The 22109-nt window shown below is 61.8% G+C and carries 22 protein-coding genes and 1 riboswitch; of the genes, 12 read left to right on the top strand and 10 right to left on the bottom strand.

Translation table 11 applies throughout. The features are described 5' to 3' along the window. Positions 1 to 4: 4 nt before the first annotated feature. The gene (flhD, locus tag AWB65_RS24530; protein ID WP_087669615.1) at positions 5 to 328 is read right to left on the bottom strand and encodes a flagellar transcriptional regulator FlhD; all 324 of its coding nucleotides are present in this window, start codon (positions 326 to 328) and stop codon (positions 5 to 7) included. Between the two features lie 634 nt (positions 329 to 962). On the opposite strand from flhD, the gene AWB65_RS24525 reads away from it, so the two are divergent. Further along, positions 963 to 2027, top strand: a complete 1065-nt coding sequence (locus AWB65_RS24525) for a glycosyltransferase family 4 protein (protein WP_087669614.1) — start codon at positions 963 to 965, stop codon at positions 2025 to 2027. Positions 2028 to 2142: 115 nt separating this feature from the next. Here AWB65_RS24525 and AWB65_RS24520 read toward each other — a convergent pair whose 3' ends face one another. After that, complete coding sequence (locus AWB65_RS24520; RefSeq protein ID WP_087669613.1) at positions 2143 to 2439, bottom strand: H-NS histone family protein; 297 nt, start codon at positions 2437 to 2439, stop codon at positions 2143 to 2145. 274 nt (positions 2440 to 2713) lie between these two features. Between AWB65_RS24520 and aqpZ the strand changes: the two genes are divergently transcribed. After that, positions 2714 to 3415 (top strand): aquaporin Z, encoded by a 702-nt coding sequence (gene aqpZ, locus AWB65_RS24515; RefSeq protein WP_087669612.1) that lies wholly within the window; start codon positions 2714 to 2716, stop codon positions 3413 to 3415. 73 nt (positions 3416 to 3488) lie between these two features. On the opposite strand, the gene AWB65_RS24510 is transcribed toward aqpZ, so the two are convergent. After that, positions 3489 to 4436, bottom strand: coding sequence for a glycosyltransferase family 2 protein (locus AWB65_RS24510; protein ID WP_087669611.1), 948 nt, complete (start codon positions 4434 to 4436; stop codon positions 3489 to 3491). Between the two features lie 26 nt (positions 4437 to 4462). Further along, a complete protein-coding gene (locus AWB65_RS24505; protein ID WP_087669610.1) occupies positions 4463 to 5431 on the bottom strand; it encodes a glycosyltransferase family 2 protein in 969 nt (322 codons plus the stop codon). 385 nt (positions 5432 to 5816) lie between these two features. On the opposite strand from AWB65_RS24505, the gene AWB65_RS24500 reads away from it, so the two are divergent. Then, positions 5817 to 6140 carry a PXPV repeat protein gene (locus tag AWB65_RS24500; protein WP_087669609.1) on the top strand — a complete coding sequence of 108 codons (324 nt, stop codon included), beginning with the start codon at positions 5817 to 5819 and terminating at the stop codon, positions 6138 to 6140. A 59-nt stretch (positions 6141 to 6199) separates the two neighbouring features. Here AWB65_RS24500 and AWB65_RS24495 read toward each other — a convergent pair whose 3' ends face one another. Together AWB65_RS24495 and AWB65_RS24490 are read right to left on the bottom strand one after the other, a co-directional pair. Further along, the gene (locus AWB65_RS24495) at positions 6200 to 7039 is read right to left on the bottom strand and encodes a Cof-type HAD-IIB family hydrolase (protein WP_087669608.1); all 840 of its coding nucleotides are present in this window, start codon (positions 7037 to 7039) and stop codon (positions 6200 to 6202) included. A 58-nt stretch (positions 7040 to 7097) separates the two neighbouring features. Then, positions 7098 to 7982 (bottom strand): glucosamine kinase nucleotide-binding domain-containing protein, encoded by an 885-nt coding sequence (locus AWB65_RS24490; RefSeq protein ID WP_087669624.1) that lies wholly within the window; start codon positions 7980 to 7982, stop codon positions 7098 to 7100. A gap of 115 nt (positions 7983 to 8097) precedes the next feature. Between AWB65_RS24490 and AWB65_RS24485 the strand changes: the two genes are divergently transcribed. From AWB65_RS24485 to AWB65_RS24475, 3 genes are all read left to right on the top strand, one after another. Continuing rightward, on the top strand, positions 8098 to 8733 hold the full coding sequence (locus tag AWB65_RS24485; RefSeq protein ID WP_200821787.1) for a DNA-3-methyladenine glycosylase I: 636 nt from the start codon (positions 8098 to 8100) through the stop codon (positions 8731 to 8733). Positions 8734 to 9202: 469 nt separating this feature from the next. Then, complete coding sequence (locus AWB65_RS24480; RefSeq protein WP_087658668.1) at positions 9203 to 9628, top strand: hypothetical protein; 426 nt, start codon at positions 9203 to 9205, stop codon at positions 9626 to 9628. A 17-nt stretch (positions 9629 to 9645) separates the two neighbouring features. Further along, positions 9646 to 10005: a hypothetical protein gene (locus tag AWB65_RS24475; protein WP_087669607.1), complete on the top strand. Its 360-nt coding sequence runs from the start codon at positions 9646 to 9648 to the stop codon at positions 10003 to 10005. Between the two features lie 102 nt (positions 10006 to 10107). Here the strand turns inward: AWB65_RS24475 and rpsU are convergent, their stop codons facing one another. Both rpsU and AWB65_RS24465 read right to left on the bottom strand, forming a co-directional pair. Further along, on the bottom strand, positions 10108 to 10320 hold the full coding sequence (gene rpsU, locus AWB65_RS24470; protein ID WP_035942296.1) for a 30S ribosomal protein S21: 213 nt from the start codon (positions 10318 to 10320) through the stop codon (positions 10108 to 10110). 312 nt (positions 10321 to 10632) lie between these two features. Beyond that, complete coding sequence (locus tag AWB65_RS24465; RefSeq protein ID WP_087669606.1) at positions 10633 to 11583, bottom strand: aldo/keto reductase; 951 nt, start codon at positions 11581 to 11583, stop codon at positions 10633 to 10635. Between the two features lie 274 nt (positions 11584 to 11857). On the opposite strand from AWB65_RS24465, the gene AWB65_RS24460 reads away from it, so the two are divergent. From AWB65_RS24460 to fliT, 4 genes are all read left to right on the top strand, one after another. After that, positions 11858 to 14272 (top strand): HAD family hydrolase, encoded by a 2415-nt coding sequence (locus tag AWB65_RS24460; RefSeq protein ID WP_087669605.1) that lies wholly within the window; start codon positions 11858 to 11860, stop codon positions 14270 to 14272. 222 nt (positions 14273 to 14494) lie between these two features. Beyond that, on the top strand, positions 14495 to 15319 hold the full coding sequence (locus AWB65_RS24455) for a flagellin domain-containing protein (protein ID WP_087669604.1): 825 nt from the start codon (positions 14495 to 14497) through the stop codon (positions 15317 to 15319). A 175-nt stretch (positions 15320 to 15494) separates the two neighbouring features. Beyond that, positions 15495 to 16937, top strand: a complete 1443-nt coding sequence (gene fliD / locus AWB65_RS24450; protein ID WP_087669603.1) for a flagellar filament capping protein FliD — start codon at positions 15495 to 15497, stop codon at positions 16935 to 16937. A 30-nt stretch (positions 16938 to 16967) separates the two neighbouring features. Then, a complete protein-coding gene (fliT, locus tag AWB65_RS24445; RefSeq protein ID WP_087669602.1) occupies positions 16968 to 17267 on the top strand; it encodes a flagellar protein FliT in 300 nt (99 codons plus the stop codon). A gap of 134 nt (positions 17268 to 17401) precedes the next feature. Here fliT and AWB65_RS24440 read toward each other — a convergent pair whose 3' ends face one another. Beyond that, entirely contained in the window at positions 17402 to 18412 is a 1011-nt protein-coding gene (locus AWB65_RS24440; RefSeq protein ID WP_087669601.1) for a sodium:calcium antiporter, read from the bottom strand. Positions 18413 to 18501: 89 nt separating this feature from the next. Then, positions 18502 to 18682: riboswitch (yybP-ykoY riboswitch) on the bottom strand. A 207-nt stretch (positions 18683 to 18889) separates the two neighbouring features. Between AWB65_RS24440 and AWB65_RS24435 the strand changes: the two genes are divergently transcribed. Continuing rightward, positions 18890 to 20476 (top strand): ABC transporter substrate-binding protein, encoded by a 1587-nt coding sequence (locus tag AWB65_RS24435; RefSeq protein WP_087669600.1) that lies wholly within the window; start codon positions 18890 to 18892, stop codon positions 20474 to 20476. Between the two features lie 18 nt (positions 20477 to 20494). On the opposite strand, the gene AWB65_RS24430 is transcribed toward AWB65_RS24435, so the two are convergent. Continuing rightward, positions 20495 to 21568: an MBL fold metallo-hydrolase gene (locus AWB65_RS24430; protein ID WP_087669599.1), complete on the bottom strand. Its 1074-nt coding sequence runs from the start codon at positions 21566 to 21568 to the stop codon at positions 20495 to 20497. Between the two features lie 114 nt (positions 21569 to 21682). On the opposite strand from AWB65_RS24430, the gene AWB65_RS24425 reads away from it, so the two are divergent. Continuing rightward, on the top strand, positions 21683 to 22105 hold the full coding sequence (locus tag AWB65_RS24425) for a MerR family transcriptional regulator (protein WP_087669623.1): 423 nt from the start codon (positions 21683 to 21685) through the stop codon (positions 22103 to 22105). The last annotated feature ends 4 nt before the right edge of the window (positions 22106 to 22109 follow it).

Genomic DNA, 22109 nt, shown 5'->3' with positions numbered 1-22109 from the left:
GCGCTCAGCCGATCTGGCCGGCGCGCTGGCCCGCCATCAGGATCGCCGAGTGCGTTTGCGCGAGCGCGGCGCTTTTTTCCTTGTCGGCGAGCGATGAAAGGATCGCATGATCGTCGAAACGGAAGCGACACAGCACCTGGCTCGACGCCGCGATCTTCACGAGCTGCGCGGGGCTGAGCGTCTCCAGCACGTCTGCGAGCGGCTCGGCGAGGCCCATGCGAAACATCGCGCTCTCCCGGTCCTCTTGTAGCAGACGCTGCGCGAGCAACAAATACGACAAATTCACCTCGCGGATTTCCGCGAGCGTGCTGGCGTGACTCATCGTCATCTCTCCCCCGATCGATACCGTGGCTGGTCAGGCCACAAGCGGAAACGTTTGCCCGGATTCCAGGGCACAAAAGGGAATCCGGCCACGCTCCTATATGTTCAGACGGATTTTCGTCGAAGTGATAGCGCGTGAATATCGGACAAACATTCCGATTCAGCGACAGCTTGACGAGTAAATCCCTGTAAGAACATTTCCTACACCGGGCGTTAATACGGACATTTTCGGGCGCTTCCCCACTTTTACGGCATCGATTGGAATGACTTAAGAGGGCTCGCCAATATCGTCTGTTTGTAAGGTCACTTCGTTTGTAGTCATGGCTCGGAGATTGCTCTTGTCTTTGGCCGGCAGTAACGGAGCGCATCGCGAAAAGCCGAAAAGCCTGTGTTTTCAGGGCTTTCCAACAACTTTTGACTTTCGTAACAGGCGGTGTTTCGTCCTGTAACAAGGTTAAGCGATTGAAAAAGGAAGTGTAATGCCGGGCTCGATACCGATAATGAACGTAAGGGATAACCCGGTCGATTTCCGGGCCGATCTCGGACGGCGGCACACCGTTGTCCGTCCGACAGGCATTCGCTGAAGCGCTCGACCGGGGCGCGATTGTGCGATGCCCTCACGAAACAAGGAGAGTCACGTTATGCGAATCGCACAAATTGCACCGTTGCACGAAGCAGTTCCCCCGAAATTCTATGGCGGCACGGAGCGCGTCGTGTCCTATCTGACGGACGCCCTCGTCGACCTCGGCCACGATGTGACGCTCTTTGCAAGCGGCGATTCCCAGACGAAGGCGACGCTCGAAGCGGCGTGGCCGCGCGCATTGCGCCTCGACCCGTCGATCCGCGATGCGCTCGCACCGCACATGCTGCTGCTCGAAAGCGTGCGCCAGCGTGCGCATGAGTTCGACGTGCTGCACTTTCACCTCGACTACATGCCGTTTTCGTTGTTCTCGCAGCTCGACACGCCGTTCGTCACGACGCTGCACGGCCGTCTCGACCTGCCGGAGCTACAGCCGATCTTCAACACGTTCACGAAGGCGCCGGTAATCTCGATCTCCGATTCGCAACGCCTGCCGCTGCCGCAGGCTGCGTGGCTGAACACGATTTATCACGGTCTGCCGGAAAATCTGCTGACGCCGCAGACCCACAAGAAACCGGAATATCTCGCGTTTCTCGGCCGTATCTGTCCGGAAAAGCGCGCCGATCTCGCCATCAAGATCGCTGCCCAAAGCGGTCTGCCGCTGAAGATCGCCGCCAAGGTGGACAAGGTCGACCAGGAATACTTCAAGTCGACGATCGAGCCGCTGCTTTCGCAAGCGCACGTGGAATTCGTCGGCGAAATCAACGAGGCGCAGAAGCCCGAGTTCCTGTCGGGTGCGAAGGCGCTGCTCTTCCCGATCGACTGGTCGGAGCCGTTCGGTTTGGTGATGATCGAAGCCATGGCCTGCGGCACGCCCGTGATCGCGTTCAATCGCGGCTCGGTGCCGGAGGTGATCGACCACGGCGTGACGGGTTATATCTGTGAAGACGTTCAGGGCGCGGTCGGCGCGCTGCAACGCCTCGATGAGTTGTCGCGCCCGGAAATCCGCGCGCAATTCGAACGCCGCTTCAGCGCGAAGACGATGGCGCAGAATTACGTCGAAAGCTATACGGCGATGCTTCAGGCCGCAAAGCGCCCGGTGCTGCGTCAAGTTGCAGTCGGTTAAAGAAGAATCGCTTTTCGATTAACTGCGGTCTTTCGACGCGCAGTTATGCAAATAGTCATGAAAAATGCCGCCCCTCAGGGCGGCATTTTTTTGGCCGTTCGATTTAGGCGATTTATCAGCGCCCAATAAGAAATCTCTCGCGATTCTTACCCGCAATCCAATTCGGCGGTTTACCGCGGCCGTTCCAGGTCGCGCCGGATTTCGGGTCCTGATACATCGGCGGCAACGGTTCTTTCTTCGGCGGACGCCCGCGCTTGATGAGCGAAAGCCCGAGGTCCTGCGCCGTCAGCCCGTATTCGACGATCTGCTGGCGGATCTTGGCCACCACGGCCTGCACTTCGTCCTGCCGGACGCGATCCGCCTGCGCCTGCAATTTCGATATCTGCGCTTTCAATTCGAGGTATTGCGACATTGCTTCTCCACTTTGTAATCGGAATTGGAGGAAAGCCTAGTCGTATCGAATAAAACTTGCAATTGACGTCACCTATATTTTCAAAACGACGCCTTTACCAGAAAATCCGCTTCCGCCCGCCATCCCAAAAAGATTCTGCTTCGTAAAGCCGCTTAACCATTGTTGACAAACTCACGGGACCGCCGACATTAAACTTCGCACCCGAATGGGCGCAATTAAGTCCGTGTTGTCGCATTCCCCGGCTTTAATCAATCTTTTTAGGATAAGCAGAATCATGCAATTGGCAAAGCGTCTTGGCGCTGAAATGTTCGGTACGTTCTGGCTCGTGCTCGGCGGCTGCGGAAGCGCTGTGCTGGCGGCCACTTTCCCCCACGTCGGAATCGGCCTCGCGGGCGTGTCGCTCGCGTTCGGCCTCACCGTCCTCACGATGGCGTATGCAATCGGCCACATCTCCGGCTGTCACCTGAACCCGGCGGTCAGCGTCGGCCTGACGGTCGCGGGCCGTTTTCCGGTGCGTGAACTCGTGCCGTATATCGTCGCCCAGGTCATCGGCGCGACAATCGGCGCGTTCGTTTTGTCGGTGATCGCCAACGGCGCACCCGGCTTCGACCTCGTCTCGAGCGGCTTCGCGACAAACGGCTTCGGCGAGCACTCGCCAGGCCACTACACGCTGCTCGCCGCGTTCGTGTGCGAAGTCGTGATGACGTTCTTCTTCCTGTTCGTGATTCTCGGCGCGACGGACAGCCGCGCGCCGTCCGGCTTCGCACCGATCGCGATCGGCCTGTGCCTGACGCTGATCCACCTGATCTCGATTCCCGTCACGAACACGTCGGTGAATCCGGCACGTTCGACGGGCCCGGCGCTCTTCGTCGGCGGCGCAGCGGTCGAGCAACTGTGGATGTTCTGGCTCGCTCCGATCATCGGCGCGATCATTGCGGGCGTGGTTTATCCGTGCCTCGCGCGCTCGAAGAAGTAAACGCAGCGCCTTAAGCCGGCGGAAATGTATGAAAACGGGCGCCTCGGCGCCCGTTTTTGTTTCTTGCTTTTTTCTAGTGGCCGGCGCTCAGCCTTTCCTGCATCTGCATCACCGTTTTGGCGACGGCGATCAAACCGTCCTTCACCATGTCGATGCTCTGGGCCGTCGTATTCAGGAGCGCCGCGTCCTGATTTGCGAGCGTCACGAAATGCCTGCGCGCGTTCGCGTACTGGCCGTGTCCTCTCGTCTGAAGCGACTGTCGCAGCCAGCGGTTGAGCAGCAACTGACGGTGCAGCAGCATGTCAGCCTGCTGGGCGACCACGCAGTTGCCGAGATCGCTATCGGTTTCGGTGAAGCGGAAGTGATAGTTGGCGAGCCGTTGCTCGATGCCGGCGATGTCCCAGCGCGTCATCAGTCGCAGATACAAATCCCAGTCTTCGAAGACGCTCAGGTCGCGCGCGAACAAGCCGCCCGCCTCGATGACCGCCTGACGATCCAGCACGACGCCACATAGTCCGAGAAAATTCTCACGCAGCATCTCATCGAGACTGAGGATATCGGGATGAGCAATCTCCGGCCTGAAATCGGAGACTTCCAATAGATCGATACGGCCGCCCACGATCTTTTCCGACACCATGTGCAGCCGCGCCGCGACGCCCTTGACCGTGTTCACCCGGCCGCGCATGTCGGCCAGCGTCCGCATGCAGGTTTCGAGGAAAGCGGGATGCCAGGTGTCGTCGTCGTCGAGGACGGCAATGTAATTCGTATCCAGCGCGCGAAAACCCGCGTTGCCCGCTTCCGAGCGTCCCACGGATTCCGCGTGATGCAGCAATTCGATGCGCTGCCGCGTCGGCTCCGGCATCGAAGCGACGATCGACTCGACGATGCCCGGCTCGCCGCCATCGTTCACGAGCGCGATTTTCCAGCGGCCGAGCGTCTGCTCCTGGACGCTTTTAAGCGCGCGGCGCAGGAAAACGGGCCGGTTCTTGGTCCGGATGATGATGCCGACTGTGTCGTTCATGGATTCTTTTCTGTTCTCAGTTTCTATTACCGGTCCGCGTGAGCGGCCGGCAGGCTGTGCGCCAGCTTGTCGTCGACGTCCGCCAGTTGCTCGATGATGGTCGCGAGCACGTCCGACACGAGCGCGAGTTCGTTCAGCGACCGCTCAGCGGTCGCCGTGCGAATCTGCCCAAGCGAATGGAAGTTCTGTCTCAAATTCGCGTACTCGCCGATGCCGGTCTGCGCAACCGATCGCTTCAGCCAGTCGTTCAGCATGGCTTGCTGGGAAATCGCGGCCTGCTTGCCTTGCGTGTAGACGGAGTTGGAGAGTTCAGGATCGGTTTCAAAGGGGCGGCGATGATAATTCGCGGCGTAGTCCGGGATCGTCAAAATGTCCCAGCGCAGCATGAAGCGGACGTACAGGTCCCAATCCTCCTGAATCGCCAGCGACGGATCGAATAGACCGCCCGCCTCGACCACGGCGCGCCGGTCGAGCAGAACGCCCGACGGCACCAGTTCGCTCCCCTGCAGCATCGCGTCGAGGCTCACGACGTGCGGCGTCGCCGGCCAGGCGTTGTACGGGGTGACGCGCAGCGTGTGGATGTCGTTGCCTTCGATCCGCTCTTCGACCGCATTCACGGCGACCGTAACACCGCGCACGCTCGGCAGTTCGCGGCGAGCGTCGTCCAGGGCATCGGCCGTGATCGACAGGTAGTCGGGTTGCCAGGAATCGTCGTCGTCGAGGGTGGCGACGTATTGGGTGTCGAGCAGCGCGAAACCCACATTCCCGGTCGCGCTTCGGCCAACGGACGTCGCGAGGTGAATCACCTGCACCCGCTGCGACACGTCCTCAGGCAACGCGCCGACGATTGCGTCCACTGGAGCGCTCTCCCCGCCGCCATTCACGACGACGAGTTTCCAGTCATCGAAGGTTTGGGCGCAGACACTCGCCAGCGCGCGCTGCAGAAGGCGCGGCCGATTCTTCGTGCGGATGATGATTCCGACTTTCGCTGTCATGTGTGGTGAAAGAAATTTGAGATTGGTGAACGAGAGGCTCTATGTGGAGGATGTTAGTGGAGCGAGACTTGCACCAAGCGGCCGAACAAGCGACGTTTATCCCCTTACTTCGCGGATTCCAGCGCTCGGGTGCATCTCGAATATGAATCGCTGGCGACAAATGTAATGGGCGTTTACAAGCTGACCGGCGCGCGTTGAACATTCGTTCGATTCTGGCGCAAGGCCGCATCGGCAAAGGCATGCTGGACAAGGATCGGCCTCCGGCGCGCCTCGCCGAAAAGCCTTACACCGTGCTTGCACACGGTAACAACTCATCGAAGCATGTAAGACGGCGGACGCTTAAATTGGATTCATGCGACAGACGTCGCTTTCCAGGAGAAACAACATGAAGCGCATCGTCACCCATATTCTCGTAGCGACGGGTCTTGCCATCGGCGCCGTCGGCGCGGCTCAGGCGCACACCGATCTCAACATCGGCCTCTCGCTCGGCGCGCCGGCCTATGCTCCCGCCTATGCGCCCGTGTACGCACGGCCCGCCCCGGTGTATGTCCGCCCGGCACCGGTGTACAGCGCGCCGCAGTGGCGTCATGACGAGCGCCGCTGGAACGACGATCGCCGCGACAACGGCCGCTGGAACCGCACCGGCTGGGATCACGGCCGCGGTTGGGACAACGGGCACAACAATGGCGGCTGGAACCATCGCGGATAACGCGCGATGAAAGCAAAAAGGGAGCGCCGCGGCGCTCCCTTTTTGCCTGGGTCACTCAGTCAGCTTGGTATTTGCCCCGGCGGCGCCAGTTCGTCGACGATGCCGAACAGCTTGCGCAACTGATGCGCGACGCCCGCCTCGAAGTTGTTGCCGATGCGCGGCACGTCCGGCAGACGCTTCATCAGGTGCGGATTCGCGTTGCCCATCATGAACGGGTGGCCGGCAGTTTCGAGCAGGTCGATGTCGTTCATGTTGTCGCCGAACGCGACGCAGTGCGCCGCATCGAGATCGAGTTGATCGAGCACGACTTTCAGCGCCCGTCCCTTCGACACATCGGCCGTCATCACTTCCAGGCAGTCGGGCAGCGAATAGGTGACGTAGAGCGCGTCGCCGAATTCGCGTTCCAGATTCGCCGCCGTTTCCTCCAGATCCTTCGGCTCGCCGATATAAAGCACCTTCGCGACGCCCTCGCCGTCGTGCTCGCGCAGGTCCATCACCTCGTACTTGAAGCCCGAATCCTGATGAAAAACGAGCAATTCGGGCGCGTGGCGGTCGATCAGCCAGGCATCGTCGGCGAAAAGGTTCACGATCACGCGGCCTTCGCCGCCCGCCAGATCCGGCTGCACGAGGCGCCGCACGGCCGCCGGGTCGAGGTCGCGCGCGTAGATGCGCGTGTCGTCGGGCGCGTGAACGCGCGCGCCGTTCGACGTGATCAGGTAGGCGTCGATGCCAAGCAGGTCGCGAATGCCCGCGACATCGCGATAATGCCGCCCCGTCGCGATGACGATGCGCACGCCGCTCGCCTCCAGCCGGCGGACCGTTTCGACGGTGAAGGGATCGACTTGGTGATCGCTGTTGAGGAGGGTGCCGTCGAGATCGGTGGCGATGACTGGGTACATGACTGCCTTTAGTGTGATTTGGCGTGAAGCCTCTCATTTTATCGCGTGGCCGCGAACCTCACGTTCCGGCCGCCCGCCGCGCAATCTGCAGTGCCCCCGCCGCCGAATCGGCAAGCGGCGCGCGCAACCGCCCGCGCAACGCCGAGGGGACGAACGGCTCAAGCGGCGCGGCCAGCCCTCCGCACAACGCCACCGGGAGCACGCCAGCCGGATCGAGCGCGGCCACCAGCTTGCCGATCTCGCGCCCCGCGTCCGCCAGCAACGCCCCCGCAACCGGATGGCCGCGATTTTCGAAGACGGTGGGCGCGAGCTTCGCGTAAGTCGTCTGATTGGCGCCGCTCAGCCACACGACCAGACCGTCGCGATCCACGCCGCCGGTGCGCGCGAGTAACGCGTCGGACCACGTATCTGCGGGAGCGCGGCCGTCGAGCACCTGCTGAAGATGCACGATTGCCCGCAAGCCAAGCCACGCGCCGCTCGCCTCGTCGCCACTCGGAAAGCCGTAGCCGCCCGCGATGCGCCAGGCGCCCCGCTCATCGAGCATCGCCGCTATGCTGCCGGTTCCGAGCGCGACGATCACGCCCGGCTCGCCGCCGTGCGCGCCAACGAGCGTCGTGTAGGCGTCGCTTTCGACGGCCAGCGCGCGCACCGCAGGCGCCATCGCGTGGAATTGCGCAAGCCAGCCGGCGTGGTTCACGCCCGCGAGACCGCAACCGATCGCGCAGGCGCGCCAGTCGAAGGGCAAGGCGGCGGAGTCGAAGGCGCGCGCGCAGGTGGCTTCGATCTCGCGCCACGCCCGCTCGACGCCCAGTCCCAGCCCGGACGGGCCGCCCGTCGAGCGCGCCAGTTCGCGGCCGTTCGCATCGGCGAGAACGACGCGCGTGCCGCTGCCGCCGCCATCGACGCCGATCAGGTATTCGTTTGAGTTCTGTGATTTAGTCATGCCCGCGAGCTTACCGGGGCCGTCGCACGCCGCCAATTGGCCGAACGGCCGACTGGCGACGCTGGCGCATTCCGCTAAGCTGGCGCCAAACGAATCGAATCTACGGAAACGCGACATGACGAACGAACCGCACCGCTGCAGTTGGGCCGCCACGGAGGCGATGATCCACTATCACGACACCGAGTGGGGCGTGCCTTCCCGCGACGACCGTCATCTTTTCGAGATGCTCATCCTCGAAGGCGCGCAGGCGGGCCTTTCCTGGTCGACGATCCTGAACAAGCGCGAAGGCTATCGCGCGCTCTTCGAAGGCTTCGATCTGGAGAAAGTCGCCGCCTTCACCGAAGACGACGTCGCACGCCTGATGGCCGACGCCCGCATCGTGCGCAACCGCGCGAAGATCGAATCGGCGATATTGAACGCCCGCGCGATCCAGCGGATTCAGTCCGAGCACGGCTCGTTCGCGGCGTTCGTGTGGTCGTTCGTCGGCAACGCGCCCATCGACACGCCGCGCTCCTCCTACAAGCACGCGCCGGCATCCACCGAGGAATCGGACGCGCTGAGCCGCGCGCTCAAGACTTACGGTTGCAAGTTTGTCGGCACGACCATCTGCTACGCGTTCATGCAAGCAACCGGCATGGTCAACGATCACGAAGCGAGCTGCCTCTCCCGCGCGTCGACGAAAGCGCCCAGGAAAACGACGCGCCGCCAATCAGCAGACAAGCCGAAAAAATCTGCCCGCGATGCAAATTGACATTTCTTCAGCGGAAATATTTGCTTTTTAGCAACATTTAAGCGAAATTCGTCTCATGCCTAGGGTAAATACGGATATGACGCGATTTTTTGCGGTGAAGCACGCGAAAAGCCGCCTCCAGCAATGTTCCATGCCAGATTTGCCGCACTGCACGATCGTTCGGACCGTGTCAGAATTGCGTGCTCGCGTTCGCTAGCGCACCTTTTTACCGGGCCAAGTTGCTATAACAGGCGATGAAGCCGTCTTACATTCAAGTTGCGAATGCAACGCGAGCAACACGACGGCGCGCAACACGCAAAGCGCCGCGGGGCCGGGAAAACTCAAGCTCAGTAGATTCAGGACTCGATACATCACGTTTTTTATGTTGCCGTCCGCTCTAAGGCAAACGGCATCGACGTCCGATACTGCAAGTGCAGGTTGCTCGAAATTAAACGATTGGCCGCTGCGCAGGGGCGCAGGGGGAACAAACATGAAAAGCCTGAACTTCCTGACACATCAGGAGATATTCAACCGCGCAGTGCTGCATCTCTTTGGCCAGGGACAAGCAGCGCTATTGCCCCACGGCGGCGGCGCATATCGCGGATATTGCGGCGGCTGCCCGGTCGGCAGCTTCATCAAGCCGCGCGACTACATGACCGCGATGGAAGGCGTGCCCATTCGCTACATCGCGAAGGCGCCGGATGTCGTGCCGGCCTACATGGATGTCGGCGTCGCGGCGCTCAAGCGTGCGCTATTGCGCTCGCGCATCAACGTGTTCGATCCGACCACCGTCGAGTTGCTCAGTTGTCTGCAGAACGTGCACGACGTATTCGGCAAATGGGAATGGCGCGAGCGGCTGGCATCGATCGCTCGTCAATTCGGCTTGTCGGCCGAGCTTCTGAAAACCGCTGCATGAGTGTTGCAGGTGTTGTGATGTTGAGCGCAAGAGACATTTACGAGCGCGTGTGCGCTCATCTGCTGAAGCAGCGAGCCGTGTCGGAAGACGAGAACGGCTCGTGCCGGCTGCGTAGCGCGCACGGTCGCAAGTGCGCGATCGGATCGCTCGTCAAGGACGACGTCTACGATCCGGCGATCGAAGGCACGGGCATTTCGTATTATCGGCACGCGCAGGATGGCAAGCTGCTGCGCGCGCTATATGCATCGGACGTGAATGCCTACGATCCGGGCATCATCGAATTGCTGTGCGAGCTGGAGCAAGTCCACGACGACGCCAGTGTCGACCAGTGGCCGCATTTGCTAAGCGCGCTCGGCAAGCGTCACGCGTTCATCTAACAACACCTGTCTCAAGCAAAAAGGCGGTGCGACCTTTCGGTCGCACCGCCTTTTTGTTTTGCCGCCGCCATATCGAAACATGACCGCGGCGGAAAAAGACGCTTAGTGCATCTTCTTCGGCAGCATCTGGCTGCGCAGACGCTTGCGCAGACGGCTTACAGCCGCTGCCTTCTTGCGCTTGCGAGCCGTCGTCGGCTTTTCGTACGATTGGCGCTCACGCAACTCGGCGATCAGGCCGTTCTTTTCGATCGTGCGACGGAAACGGCGAATCGCCACGTCGAACGGCTCGTTTTCTTTCAAAACAATAGTGGTCATGGAATTCCTAAATCGCTAAACGTATTTTCTGACTGCGGGAAACGGATCTTGCGGCCCGTACCACGCGCCGGCACTCCGATCGTCCGCCCAACACGGCGGACACGAGCAAAGCGGCCACGGAGGCCGGAAAAGAGAGAGTTGGGATTACCGCCGAAACGGCATGCGCACTAAAGACGAAAATCTGAAATGACGCACTTGGGCCGCCGGGCGCAGCGCAAAACACCGCGCCGTCGGGCAAAAATCTCGATTCGGGCGCGATGTTACCAGATCACGGAGCGATCGCCAAGCACCCAACTTACTGATGCAACTCGATTATTTCGCCGGAGCGCTGGCTTCGTCGAGGGCATGCAGGTCGTCGGCGGAGAGGGTCAGGCGGGTCGCCGCGGCCAGGCTTTCCAGTTGCGCCACCGACGTCGCGCTCGCAATCGGCGCCGTCACGCTCGGCCGCGCGATCACCCACGCGAGCGCGATCGTCGCGGGCGTGGTGTCGTTGCGTTTCGCCACAGCGATGAGCGTATCGACGATCCGCAAGCCTCGTTCGTTCAGATATTTCTCGACGCGCGACCCGCGCTTGGCGCCTTTCGTGTCCTCGATCGAGCGGTATTTGCCGCTCAGAAAGCCGCTCGCCAGGCTGAAATACGTTACGACGGCCAGTTTGTGCGCGGTCGCGACCGGTTCGAGGTCCGTTTCGTAGCCTTCGCGGTCGTACAGGTTGTATTCAGGCTGAAGTACCTGGTACGCCGGCAATCCCTCGTCCTTCGACACCTTCAGCGCCGCCTCCACCCGCTCGCCGGAGTAATTAGACGCGCCGATCACCCGCACCTTCCCCGCCTTGATCAGCTTCTGATAGGCGCCGAGCGTCTCCTCGAACGGGGTTTTGTCGTCGTCGAGATGGGAGAAATAGACGTCGATGTAGTCAGTTTTAAGGCGCCGCAAGGAATCGTCGACAGCGGCCGCGATGTTCGCAGCCGTTAGCCCCGAACGCGTGCTCAGCATGCCGACCTTCGTCGCGAGCACGATCTTGTCGCGCTTGCCGCTTTCCTTGAACCACTTGCCGATGATCGCTTCCGACTCGCCGCCCTTGTGGCCGTCGATCCACGCGGAGTAGACATCGGCGGTATCGATGAAATTCAGGCCGTGGTCGACGAACGCGTCGAGGATGGAGAACGACGTGCGCTCGTCCGCTGTCCAGCCGAAAACGTTGCCGCCGAAGACGAGCGGCGCGACTTGCAGATCCGATGTGCCGATAGTGCGTTTTTGCATGTGTGCTCCGTGAAAGAAAGGGCCGGTTCGACACAAAAGCATACGCCGGGCCGCCATACGCTGCAGCGCGCGCCGTTTCTAAAGCCGCGCGCCCAAGCCCCGAACTAAGGGCGAAACCGCCTCTTTTTCGACACTTTCATTCACGGGCGTTCCCCTACCATCAGTTCATCCCGAAAACCGCCGAAGAACCGTCTCGCGAGCGCGCTCGCAGTCGCCGCGGCACGAGTCAATCCCTTACGGCGCCGCAAGCGCCGGCCCAGGAGCACCCAGAGAAATGAACGACCGCAACGTCCCGGCCAGTGACCTGATGGCGGCATGGACCGCCAAACTCGAAGGCTGCAAGATCGCCACCTTCGACTGCTTCGACACCGTCTTCTGGCGCGGCGTGCTCGAACCTCGCGACGTGTATTACGGCCTCGCGGAAGATCCGCTCTTCGTCGAGCACCGCGTGAGCGCGCGCGTGCGCATGATGGCCGAATCCGAAGCCCGCACCAAGCACGTCTTCGCCAAAAGCATGAGCGAAGCCACGCTCGAAGAGATCTACGCCGTATGCGCGCCACTTGCCGACGAGGCCACCGTGCGCGCCCTCGCCGCGCGCGAAGTGCAGAAGGAAATCGAGATCGGCTTCATCTTCGAGCCGGTGCTGGCCCTGCTTCGCGAAGCGAAGGCGCGCGGCATCGCGGTCGCCATCGTCAGCGATACCTATTACAGCGAAGCGCAACTTCGCCAGATCCTGTTCGCCACCGCGCCAGAGCTCGAAACGCTGATTGACCACATGTTCTGTTCGTCGGAACATGGCCTCGGCAAGTCGAACGGTTTGTGGCCGAAGGTCATCAAGAAGCTGGGCGTCCGGGCGGCGGACATCCTGCACGTCGGCGACAACCACGTCGCGGACTATGCCGTTCCGACCTCGCTCGGCATCGAGGCTGTGCATTTCATGCAGCGCAACGACGAAATGGCGAAAAACGATCGCCAGCGCCTGATCGCCGCGCGCCTGCTGTTCCCGTCGATCCGCGCCACACAAGCCGCGCCGAGCCTTTACCACAGCATGCAGTCGCAGCAGATCAAGCGCGAGTGGGCGCCGCACGAGCGCGTCGGCTACTGGTCGATGGGTCCGATCATCTATGCGTTCGCGCAGTTCGTCCTCGACGCGCACCGCACGCTCACCGCGACCGGCAAGCCGCACAAGTTCGCCTGCCTGATGCGCGACGGCCACCTCGTCAAGCTCGCCTGCGACGCGCTGTCGAGCGATTTGAACGCCGGCGCGGTCTACCTGAGCCGCTACACGGCGGTCGCCGTCTCGTTCGACAGCGTCGAGAGCATTCAGCGCTACGCGGCCCGGCACGCCTTTGCGGGCAGGCTTCCGATCGTGTGCGACCAGATGCTGATGCCGCTCGATCTAAAGCGCAAAATTCTGACGCGGGCGAATAAAGCCGCCAATCCGGCGCAGGAATTCCGCCGCATTCTGAACGAACCCGCGACGACCAAGGTCATTCTCAAGCAATCGAAGACGTTGCGCGAACGCCTGTTCCGCCATCTGCAGACCACCGTCGGCCTGGAACGCGGCGACACGCTCGTGCTGGTCGATCTCGGCTACTACGGCACGATCCAGAGCGCAATTGGCGATGTCTTCAAACGTCACTTCAATGTCGATGTGATCGGCCGGTACTTCGCCGCGCTCGATACGCCGGGCGGGCACCTCGACCGCGAAGCGCTCGTCGATACGAAATGGACCGACGAAAACGTCATCGAGACGCTGATCGCCCATATCGGCGATTTCGAGCAGATGTGTGCGATCAGCTCCGGCAGCGTGATCTCGTACGACGAGGCCGGCAACCCCGTGCTGGCCGACGTCAAGAAAGGCAGCATGCAGCTCGACACCACCGCCACGATCCAGCAGGCGTGTCTCGAATTCGTGCGCGACGTCGCCGCGACGGCGCCGATCCACCTGCCGAAGCTCACGCCCGAGGCACTGCGCGTCTCGGCATCGATCGAACTGGCCCGGCTCGTCTACCTGCCTGAGCATGAGGAAATCGAGCGTGGCGCCGACTCGCGGTTCGAGTTGAATGTCGGCACCGACATGGCCTTCGACGTGGTCGACGTCGAAGCGGGCATCCAGGGACTGCGCCAGCGCGGGCCGTTCTATATGCGCAGCATCGGCAAGGGATTCCGCACCGGGTATCCGTCGGAGATGCGCTACGCCGGCATCGACCAGGCGATTTTCCTGATGGCGATCCGCCGCCACCGGCTCGATTTCACCGTCGACGACACGTCGTACCGAAAACTCGACATTCCGACGCTCTTCGTGCGCGGCAACGAGAGCGCGACGCAGAACGTCGCGGCGCGCTCCACGTTCGACGGTTACTACTCGGTCGTCCTTCCGCGCACTGAATTCGATACCGCGCTGATGGTCGGGCGCGAGTTGAGCTGGCTGCAATTGGAGTCGGCATCGACTTTCCCGGCGGAATTGCTCGATTCGAATATGGAATTCGATCGCCAGCGGCCGTTGAATCCCGGCAGCGAAATCATTTACGACGGAATGGCGGAGCGTGAACCGGGGATTTTCGAAATCAAGCCGAATGGCCTGATTTATTTGCCGGCCTCGAAGGACAAAACCCCGCAGGTGATGCGCCTGATATTCCGTCCGCTTGCAAAAGCGGCCACGGAAGCCATTGCAAGCGCGGCCTGAACCCTGAATCACCCCGGCGTCCGCGGGCGGGCACTCCCCGCCCGCGGCCTTTTGCACCGCCGTAAAGCGGCTTTCGCACAAAGAGTTACAAGGGCCTAAAGTTTTTTTCGGGCGGCCCGATAACCTAGGTAAGGCGGTCAGCGCAACTCGTTAAAACAGCGCGACGCCGTAATCGATGTAAGCCTGAATGGCCTCCATACCTTAACGAGGGATCACAAAGTCATGTTGAATATCAATACCAACACGCTGTCGCAAACCACGCAAAAGAACCTCGCCGGTTCGCAAAGCGCCCTGTCGTCCGCGATCAACCGTCTTTCGTCGGGCAAGCGCATCAACAGCGCCGCTGACGACGCAGCAGGACTCGCGATTTCGACGAACATGACGTCCTACGTCAACGCGCTGAACCAAGGCGTGTCGAACGCAAACAACGCAATTTCGATGATCCAGACCGCTTCCGGCGGCCTGTCAAGCACGACGGACAACCTGCAACGTATCCGCCAGCTGGCTGTGCAAGCTTCGGACGGCTCGCTCTCCGACACGCAACGCGGCTACCTGCAAACGGAAGTGACGCAGCGTCTCGGCGAACTGGACCGCGTGTCGAGCCAAACGACGTTCAACGGCCAAGCCATGCTGAGCGGCTCGATCTCGACGGTTTCGTTCCAGATCGGCGCAACGGCTAACCAGACGCTGTCGGTTGACTTCGGCTCGGTGTCGATGGGTGCGACTGGCGTGTTCGGTTCGAGCTCGGTCGACGTCTCGACGGCAAGCGGCGCGCAAAACGTGATCGGCTATGTCGACTCGGCGCTGGACAAGGTCAGCACGCTGCAAGCAACGCTCGGCGCTGAACAAAACCGCTTCACGTCGGCGATCAGCAGCCTGCAATCGCAATCGACCAACCTGAGCGCAGCGCAATCGGCCATCACCGATGCGGACTTCGCACAGGAAACCGCGAACCTCTCCAAGGCGCAGGTTCTCCAGCAAGCAGGCATCTCGGTTCTGGCGCAAGCGAACTCGATGCCCCAGCAGGTCCTGAAGCTCCTCGGTTAATTTCCCGGGAACATGAGGCTGGCGGCATGGTTTCAGCGTCGCCGGCTTCGCAGTATTCGACCTGGGAGGCTTGCCTCCCAGTCGGCGTTCCTGGACACCATGCGTCCAGGCTTGATGTCCAGGAACGACCGATTAAAAACTTACGCCTTTCCAAGAGACCCTTCCGGAACGCCCGATGACAACGACCTCATCTTCAACCGACGTCAGCAGCACGATCGCCGCCGCGGCGCAATCCGTCATCAGCGGATCGACGAAATCGGCACTGGACGTGTCCACGCTCGTTTCATCGCTCGTGGTCGCGAAGACCACCGGTCAGGCCACGATGATCGCGAACAAGACGGCAAGCGACAACACGCTGCTGTCCGCGGTGTCGCAGATCAAGTCCGCGCTGTCGTCGCTGCAAGGCACGCTGACGGGCTTGTCCAACGGCACGTCGCTCGCCGCCTTCAGCGCGACCGCGAGCGGTAACGGCTTGTCGGCGACTGCCGGCACGGGCGCGGTGGCGGGCAGCTACCAGATCGCTGTTACGAGCGTCGCGAGCGCGCAGAAGATCACCTCGGGCACGATCGATCCGACGGCGAACCTCGGCACCGGCACGCTGACGCTCAATCTGGGCAGCAAGCAGATGAACGTCTCGCTCTCCAATTCGAGCAACAAGCTCGCGGACATCGCGTCGGCGATCAACTCGGCGTCGGACAATCCGGGCATCAGCGCGACTATCGTCACGGGCGATTCGGGCGCGCACCTCGTGCTCGCATCGACCTCGACGGGCGCGAGCAACACGATCACCGCCAGCACGAGCGGCACGCTCAGTTCCGCGCTCGGCTACACGGGCGCGTCGGACACGAACTACACGGTATCGACCCCCGCCGCCGACGCCAAGTTCAGCATCGACGGCACGAACGTCACGAGCTCGACCAACGCCGTGACCAACGCGATCGCGGGCGTCACGCTGAACCTTTCATCGGCATCGGCGGGTACGACGCAATCACTTACGGTCGCGCAGGACAACACGGCGCAGGCGAAGGCGATCACCTCGTTCGTCAACGCGTACAACTCGTTCGTGAGCCAGGCGGCCGCGCTCTCCAGCTTCGACTCGACCAAGGACGCCGGCTCGCAGGGCGGCGCGCTGCTCGGCGACTCCATGCTCCAGACGATTCGCGGCTCGCTCGCGACGATCGTGAGCGGCGGCGTGGCGTCGGGATCGGCGGGATCGATGGTCAACCTGGCATCGATCGGCATCAACTTGCAGCCGGACGGCACGCTGCTCGCGGACAACACGAAGCTGACGACGGCGCTCCAGTCGTCGTCGAGCACGGTCCAGCAGATTTTCAATCCGACCAACGGCGTCGCCGCGCAACTCAACACGAAGGTGAACGCGTTCCTGACGACGGGCGGCATCATCGATTCGCGTACGACCGCGCTCAACGCAGACCTGACGAGCCTAACGAAACAGACGGCGACGCTGCAAACCTACGCCGACACGCTGACCAAGCAATACAACGCGCAGTTCACCGCGCTGAACACGCTAATGGCGACGATGGCGAACAACACGTCGTATTTGACGCAGTTGTTCGGCGGTACAAGCAGCGCGGGCGCACTCGCGACCAACAAGTAACGCACGGCGCGAATCGAGAAGGAGAATGAAATGAACCAGCAGCTTCTTAAGAACGCACTGGAATTGACGCACGGGATCGCCGCAGCCGCACGCGCGGGCGACTGGGTCGAGGCCGCGCGTCTCGCTGATGAGCGTTCGCCGCTCCTGATGCAAGTGCAGGACGACCAAACCGACGCGACGCTCGCGCTCGTGCGTGAGATTCAGACGCTCGACGCAAGCCTCATGAGCGACGCGGACAATGCACGCATGTCGCTCGGCAAGAACTATCGCGAAGCGGTGGCGCGCACCACCGCCGCGAATCGCTATCAACAAGCTGCACGCTTGTTCTAAAGTTTTGCCGGCCACTGCCGTTAATAAGAAATAAGAACAACAAGAACAACGCGCCGCTGGATGGTGCGCTGCTTCGCTCTTCAATGCCCGCTTCGGCGGGCATTTCTTATTTGCGCAAGCGTTTCAGCACGCTTTCAGCGCCCGAGCGTCAGGCCGAGATACGCGCCGTACAGCACGCCATTTCCCAGCAACGCCCACAACACCACGCCATTGCGACGCGCATTGAAGCGCAGCCACGCCGCGGCGGCGAGCGTGATCAATACACCCGTCAACACTTCGACGCGCGGTTCCCACGGCGTCAGCATGATGCCGATCGCGGGCAGCAGCGTGCCCTGAAAAACCATCGCGCCCGTGATGTTGCCGAACGCGAGCGTATCCTTGCCGCGCCGCGCCCAGAGAATGCTGTTGACCTTCTCGGGCAATTCGGTCGCGATCGGAATGATGATCAGCGAGAGCAGCAGCGCCGATATCCCCAGCGCCTCGGACACGCCCTCCACGCCGTGGATGAATCCCTTCGCGCCGCCGACCAAAAGCGCGATGCCGATGGCGAACTGCAGCGCGATGGTGGCGAGCGACGTCGGCAGGCCGAGCTTCGAGACGAAAAGGCGTTCGGGCGCCTCGGTGCCGTGCCCGCTGTCGACGAGCGCCGCCGATGCCCTGAACGTCGTGATTACGTAGACCACGTACACGCACACGAGCCCCGCCGCGAAAAGCGCACGCACTTGCCATGCGTGATGCGGCACGAACATCGCGCCCGCCGCGATCACAAACGCGCACAGGAAGAAGTTGAGGTCGCGCACGAAGCCGGTTCGCTCGGGCGCGATCACGCCGCGCATGCCGCGCGATTTCAAAATCGCGAGCGTCATGAGACAGGTGGATAGCGTCGCGAGCATCAGCGGCGCGCCCAGGATCGCGCCGACGCCGATTTCTTCATTGACCGCCCGGCTCGCCGTGCCGCCGAGCAGCGCGATGATCGGCACGGTCGTCTCGGGAAGCGCCGTGCCGACCGCCGCGAAGAGCGACCCGGTGACGCCCTCCGATATGCCGAGCCGTTCGCCGAGATGTTCGAGCGCGTTCGTGAACAACTCGGACGCGATGAGGATGATCGCGAGCATCGCCGCGAGTTCGAGGAAAAGCAGCGTCATGCGTCACCTCGCGTCGAGGCGTGCGTGAACGAAACTGCGCTTGAGGGGATAGTATTTTTGAGTTCTGGGGACACGATAATTCCACGGTCGGACGTCAGCGAACCATGATGCATCGCGCGCCGTCCGACCAGGAACGACACGATGCATCAATGGTCTCGCCAAACCGACTGCGTGAAACTCGCGGTCGAACGCGCCACGGCAGACAAGCCGAGGATGTTGACGCGTTCTCCTTCCAGGGCGGAAGGAAGGCTACTCCCCAAAGACGGCTGAAGTGTAGCCCGGTCAAAACGATTCGGCAAGGCGCGCCGCTTGCTCCGAAGCAGGAAGCGCATATGGATATGGCGATCGGATCGTTGTCGCTGCGGCCTTCGTTCGATACTCTACCGGCGCGGGCGCGCGCCTTGCATCGTCATTGCGCGTCGTCGAACCTGAAACGAACGTAAAGACTAAATCGACCTGAAGGTCACGGGAGAACTCATGCGCCTTAAACTGCTCGCGGCCGCCGCACTCGTCGCCACGCCGATGCTCGCGATGTCCAAGCCGCTCACCGTCTGCACCGAATCGAGCCCGGACGGCTTCGACGTCGTCCAGTTCAACTCGCTCGTCACGACCAATGCGTCGGCCGACGTGCTCTTCAACACGCTCGTCTCCTACGACGAAGCCGCGAAGAAGGTCGCGCCGTCGCTGGCGGAGAAGTGGGACGTGAGCGCCGACGGCCTTACCTACACGTTCCACCTGCGACCGAACGTGCAGTTCCAGTCCACTGATTACTTCAAGCCGACGCGCAAGCTCAGTGCCGACGACGTCGTGTTCACCTTCGACCGCATGCTCTCCGAGAGCAATCCGTGGCACAAGGTCGCCGGGGCAAGCGGCTTTCCGCACGCGCAATCGATGGGGCTCGTAAAGCTGATCAAATCGGTGAGCAAGGTCGATGACAATACCGTGAAGTTCGAGCTCAACGAGCCTAACGCGACCTTCGTGCCGATCCTGACGATGGGTTTCGCATCGATCTATTCGGCCGAATACGCCGATCAGTTGCAAAAAGCGAACAAGCAGACCGATCTGAACGCGAAGCCGATCGGCACCGGTCCGTTCGTGCTGAAGACCTACACGAAGGACGCCGTGATCCGCTACGACGTGAACCCGACGTACTGGGGCGCGAAGCCGAAGATCGATCGCCTGATCTACGCGATCACGCCGGATGCCTCGGTACGCGCGCAAAAGATCAAGGCAGGCGAATGCCAGATCGCCTTGTCGCCGAAACCGCAGGACGTCATTGACGCGAAGAACGACAAGGCGCTCAAAGTGAGCGAGACGCCCGCGTTCATGACGGCGTTCGTCGCGCTGAACACGCAGAAGAAGCCGCTCGATAGCCCGAAGGTGCGTCAGGCACTCAACGAAGCCTTCGATCGCACGACCTATATCAAGACCGTCTTCGACAACACCGCGACGCCCGCCGTGAATCCGTTCCCGCCAAATACGTGGAGCTATGACAAAGCGGTGAGCCCGTACGCCTATTCCGCCGAAAAGGCGAAGAAGCTGCTCGCCGACGCGGGCTTTCCGAACGGCTTCGAGACGACGATCTGGGTGCGTCCGAACGGCAGCGTGCTCAATCCGAATCCGAAGGCCGGCGCCGAACTGCTGCAGGCCGATCTCGCGAAGATCGGAGTGAAGGCGCAAGTGAAGGTGATCGAATGGGGCGAACTCATCAAGGAAGCGAAGCAGGGTCAGCACGACATGCTGTTCATGGGCTGGGCCGGCGACAACGGCGACCCGGACAACTATTTGTCGCCGCTCTTTAGCTGCAACGCGGTGAAGTCGGGCATCAACTTCGCGCGCTACTGCGATCCGCAACTCGACAAGCTGATCGCCGACGGCAAGGCGACTGCCGATGTTTCGAAGCGCACGAAAGCGTATGGAGATGCGCAGAAGATCATCCACGATCAGGCGCTGTGGATTCCGCTCGCTTATCCGACAGCCGCCGCGCTGACGCGCGGCAACGTCAGCGGCTATCGCGTGAGCCCGTTCGGGCGGCAGAACTTCGCGAGCGTCGTCGTGCAGTAGCCTTCTTCGCTGGCGTGATTACGCGGGAGCAAAGCGGATCACGCCATCGTCATCGATCTGGCGCTTCAGCTCGCCTTCGAGCCACAGCAGATGCAAGTGCGCGAGCGCTTCGCCGAGCGCGAATGTCATCTGATGAATATCGAGCTTACGTTTGAACATCATCGGAACGATTTCAGCGGCGCTCTGCGGCTTGATCGAACACGCTTCGCGCACTTCGGCGAGACGCGCCTTGTGATGATCGCGTAACTGCGCGATGCGCGTGTGCATGCCGCGAAACGGCTTGCCGTGCGACGGTAGAACGAGCGTATCGGCGGGCATCGTTTCATAGCGTCCGAGCGATTCCAGATAGAGCGCAAGCGGATTGCCTTCGGGTTCGATATCGAACACGGACACGTTCGTCGAGATGCGCGGCAGCACCATGTCGCCGGAGATCAGCACGCCGGCCTCCGCGCAAAAAAGCGCGCTGTGCTCCGGCGAATGGCCGTAGCCCGCCACCACTTGCCATGCGCGGCCGCCGATCGTGAGTCTATCGCCATCACGCAGGCGGCGGAATTGCGGCGGAATCGAAGGCACGAGCGTCGGGTAATAGCTGTCGCGTTTGCGCAGCGCATCGAGCGATGCCTCGTCGTTCAGGCCGTGTCGCGCAAAGTGGCGCGCGGCACGCTCGCCGCCCGCATTCGAGCCGTCGCCGGCGGCCATCACGCGACCCATCGCGTATTCGCCCAGCGATATCCACAGGCGCACGTTCCAGCGCTTTTTGTCGCCGCCATTGCAAATCCAGTCGGCGAGGCCCAGGTGGTCCGGATGGCAATGCGTGATGATCACGCGCAGCACCGGCAGGCCTTCGAGCAGCGTGTCGAACACGCGCTCCCAGTTCGCGCGGATCGTCTCGCTTGCAATGCCGCAATCGACCACCGTCCAGCCGCTCACGCCGTCGATCTCGTCGCGCATCAGCCAGAGATTGATGTGATCGAGCGCGAACGGCAGTGGCATGCGCACCCAGAACACGCCGGGCGCGGCTTCCATGACGCCGCCCGCTTCCGGCAAGGCATCGGCAAACACGTAGTCGAGTTGATGTTCGAGGGCGTTCATTCGCGCATGGGTCTCCGGGTTGCGGCGCCGTTGCAATTTGCCGAGGTTGACGATAACGTAAACGTACATATTAACGTCCACGGACTAATCGCGCTCGAACTTCGGCGCCCGGCGATGAATCAACAGACGCAATACACGATCACCGAACTCGCGCGCGAATTCGAAGTCACGCCGCGCGCCATCCGCTTCTACGAAGACCAGGGCCTGCTTGCGCCGACGCGCGAAGGGTCGAGCGGATTGCGTCGCGTGTATTCCCCACGCGACCGCACGCGGCTCAAGCTTACGCTGCGCGGCAAGCGACTCGGCTTCACGCTCTCGGAGATTCGCGTGCTGCTCGATCTCTACGATTCGCCGACGGGCACCGTCTCGCAGCTGCACGCGTTCCTCGATACGATCGCCGCGCATCGCAAGGTCTTGGAGCAGCAACTGGAGGACCTGAACGCGACGCTCGCCGAGCTCGACCAATACGAGCAGCAAGGCCGTGCGCTGCTTTCAGCGAGCGCTGAAAAGCGCGCGCGCAAATCGAAAGCGGCATGACATT

Origin of the sequence: Caballeronia humi (assembly GCF_001544475.1) — a bacterium.
GTDB classification, from domain to species: Bacteria; Pseudomonadota; Gammaproteobacteria; order Burkholderiales; family Burkholderiaceae; genus Caballeronia; species Caballeronia humi.
This window is presented reverse-complemented; position numbering and strand designations above follow the sequence as displayed.